At 44.0% G+C, this 3471-nt stretch carries 2 rRNA genes; both read right to left on the bottom strand.

From position 1 onward, the window contains the following. Window positions 1-61 precede the first annotated feature (61 nt). Window positions 62-178: ribosomal RNA gene (rrf, locus tag H2279_RS08225) — 5S ribosomal RNA — on the bottom strand. 115 nt (window positions 179-293) lie between these two features. Then, window positions 294-3202 (bottom strand): 23S ribosomal RNA (locus tag H2279_RS08220). Between the last annotated feature and the right edge of the window lie 269 nt (window positions 3203-3471).

Raw genomic sequence — 3471 nt, 5'->3', positions numbered from 1 at the left:
TTTTATATTAAAAGATTAAAATACTCTAAGAAGATTAAAATAAGAAGTAGAATAATTAACAAGTCCGCAATGAGCTACTTTCCCCCTGCCAGTAAGGCGTAGTATCATCACCCACGATGTGCTTAGCTTCTTGGTTCGGGATGGAGCAAGGCGTTTCCACATCTGTATAATCACGGACATTGTTATTTAAATATTCTTTGATGAATACTTAAAAAACAATGTTAAAAGCAAGTTAAAAACCTTTACTTTCTTTTTAAGGTAAAAAAACCTTAACAAGGAAGTGATGCTTATAAAAAGATAAGCCAAACGCTCTATTAGTACTGGTCAGCTAAAAGACTTTCATCTATTACACACCCAGCCTATCAAACTAGTAGTCTTCTAGAGAGCTTAGAGAAGATTCATCTTAGAGTTGGCTTCACGCTTAGATGCTTTCAGCGTTTATCCTTTCCAAACTTAGCTACGCTGCGATGCTCTTGGCAGAACAACAGCTACACCAGTGGTTTGTTCAACCCGGTCCTCTCGTACTAGGGTCAAATCTCTTCAATCTTCTTACGCCCACGGCAGATAGGGACCGAACTGTCTCACGACGTTCTGAACCCAGCTCGCGTACCGCTTTAAATGGCGAACAGCCATACCCTTGGGACCTGCTCCAGCCCCAGGATGCGATGAGCCGACATCGAGGTGCCAAACCTCCCCGTCGATGTGAGCTCTTGGGGGAGATCAGCCTGTTATCCCCGGGGTACCTTTTATCCTTTGAGCGATGGCCCTTCCACACAGAACCACCGGATCACTAAGACCGACTTTCGTCTCTGCTTGACTTGTATGTCTTGCAGTTAAGCTGGCTTATACCTTTATACTCTACAAACGATTTCCAACCGTTTTGAGCCAACCTTTGTAAGCCTCCGTTATTATTTGGGAGGCGACCGCCCCAGTCAAACTACCCACCAGACATTGTCCCACTTGAGGATAACTCAAGCTGGTTAGCTACCCAAATAAGAAAGAGTGGTATCTCAACAATGGCTCATATACAACTGGCGTCATATACTCAAAGCCTCCCACCTATCCTGCACATTCTTATCCAAATAGCAGTGTCAAGCTGTAGTAAAGGTCCACGGGGTCTTTCCGTCTTGCCGCGGGTAGGAGGAATTTTCACCTCCACTACAATTTCACTGGATCCCTCTTTGAGACAGCTCCCATCTCGTTACGCCATTCATGCAGGTCGGTATTTAACCGACAAGGAATTTCGCTACCTTAGGACCGTTATAGTTACGGCCGCCGTTTACTCGGGCTTCGATCAAGAGCTTCGCTAATGCTAACCCCATCAATTAACCTTCGAGCACCGGGCAGGCGTCACACCCTATACATCCTCTTACGAGTTAGCAGAGTGCTGTGTTTTTGGTAAACAGTCGGGAGGGACTCTTTGTTGTAAGTTTCTTCGCTTTCGGAGTAAATCCTAGTACGAAGCGAACCACACCTTATACCGAAGATACGGTGCTATTTTGCAGAGTTCCTTAAAGAGAGTTCTTCCACGCGCCTTAGAATACTCATCCCACCCACCTGTGTCGGTTTACGGTACGGGCAACATTAGCTAAACTTAGAAACTTTTCTTGGCTCGACGGCATCAGCAATTCTTCTATCCATCCGAAGACTTCAAAAAGCCTGTCAGTTCTCGGAGTATTCTTATACGGATTTGCCTGTATAAGCTCCTACAACCTTCGACTAGCACTTCCATCCGCTAGCTTGCTTAGCCCTAAGCGTCCTTCCATCGCACACTAATGTTGGTATTGGAATATTAACCAATTTGCCATCACCTACCCCTTTCGGACTCGGCTTAGGACCCGACTAACCCTACGATGACGAGCATCGCGTAGGAAACCTTGGGTTTACGGCGTTAATGATTCTCACATTAATTATCGCTACTCATGCCTGCATGCTCACTTCTATTCGCTCCAGCACTCCTTACCGGTATACCTTCGACGCAAATAGAACGCTCTCCTACCACTTGACAAAGTCAAGTCTACAGCTTCGGTACTTACTTTAGCCCCGTTATATTTTCCGCGCAAAATCACTAGACCAGTGAGCTATTACGCTTTCTTTAAAGGATGGCTGCTTCTAAGCCAACCTCCTGGTTGTTTAAGTAACTTCACATCGTTTTCCACTTAAGTAAGATTTAGGGACCTTAGCTGGTAGTCTGGGTTGTTTCCCTCTTGACGACGGATTTTATCACTCGCCGCCTGACTGCTGTGATTACATATAAGGTATTCGGAGTTTGATAGGGTTTGGTACATTGGTGTATGCCCTAGCCCATTCAGTGCTCTACCCCCTTATACTACGACACAACGCTATACCTAAATATATTTCGGAGAGAACCAGCTATCACGAAGTTTGATTGGCCTTTCACCCCTATCCACAAGTCATCCCGGGGCTTTTCAACGCCTATGGGTTCAGTCCTCCACTAGTTCTTACACTAGCTTCAACTTGCTCATGGATAGATCACTTCGTTTCGGGTCTGCAGCATCTGACTAAGCGCCCTATTCAGACTCGCTTTCGCTACGGCTTCGCGTGTGCTTAACCTTGCCAGACACCACAACTCGCAGGCTCATTATGCAAAAGGCAGTCCATCACACTGTATTGCTACATAGTGCTCTGAATGATTGTAAGCAAATGGTTTCAGGTTCTATTTCACTCTGATCACCTCAGTTCTTTTCACCTTTCCCTCACGGTACTTGTGCACTATCGATCTGGTATTAGTATTTAGGGTTGGATCGTGGTCGACCCAGCTTCAGACAAAATTCCACGTGTTTCGCCCTACTCAGGATACTGCTAGCTAAAGTTCAGTTTTCGCATACGGGACTATCACCCTCTATGGCTACACTTTCCAGAGTGTTCTGCTAACTTCACTTATTGCACATTGCAGTCCTACAACCCCCAATGCAAGCATTGGGTTTGCCCTCTTACGCTTTCGCTCGCCGCTACTGACGCAATCTCTATTGATTTCTTTTCCTGAGGGTACTAAGATGTTTCAATTCCCCTCGTTCGCTCCTATATTAGGTAATGTATATCTCTATACATTGGGTTGCCCCATTCGGAAATCTACGGATCAAAGCTTCTTGACAGCTCCCCGTAGCTTATCGCAGTCTAGTACGTCCTTCATCGCCTTTACCAGTCAAGGCATCCACCATTCGCTCTTAGTAGCTTACCTTTTTTACCTTTTTTAGTTGATTCTAAAACGCATCACTTCCTTGTTAAAGTTTTTATAATAAGACTTCTTTTATATCTGTCTTAAGACGGAAAGCATTTAAACACTTATATTAAGCAATAAATATAAGCTGTGAAGTTTAAAACTTATTCTTTAAAATCTTTATTTAGCTTTTAAAGAAAAAGACAGTGAAGTTTTATTCTTTAACAAGTTCAGTAAAATTGTTTTTAAAACTTGCTTGTGACTTTTAACATTGGTAAGTAAAAGAACAT

The organism is Campylobacter sp. B0100352/1 (assembly GCF_020135855.1).
GTDB lineage: Bacteria > Campylobacterota > Campylobacteria > Campylobacterales > Campylobacteraceae > Campylobacter_D > Campylobacter_D taeniopygiae.
Note: the sequence above shows the minus strand (reverse complement) of the source record. Positions and strands in the feature narration are given on the sequence as shown.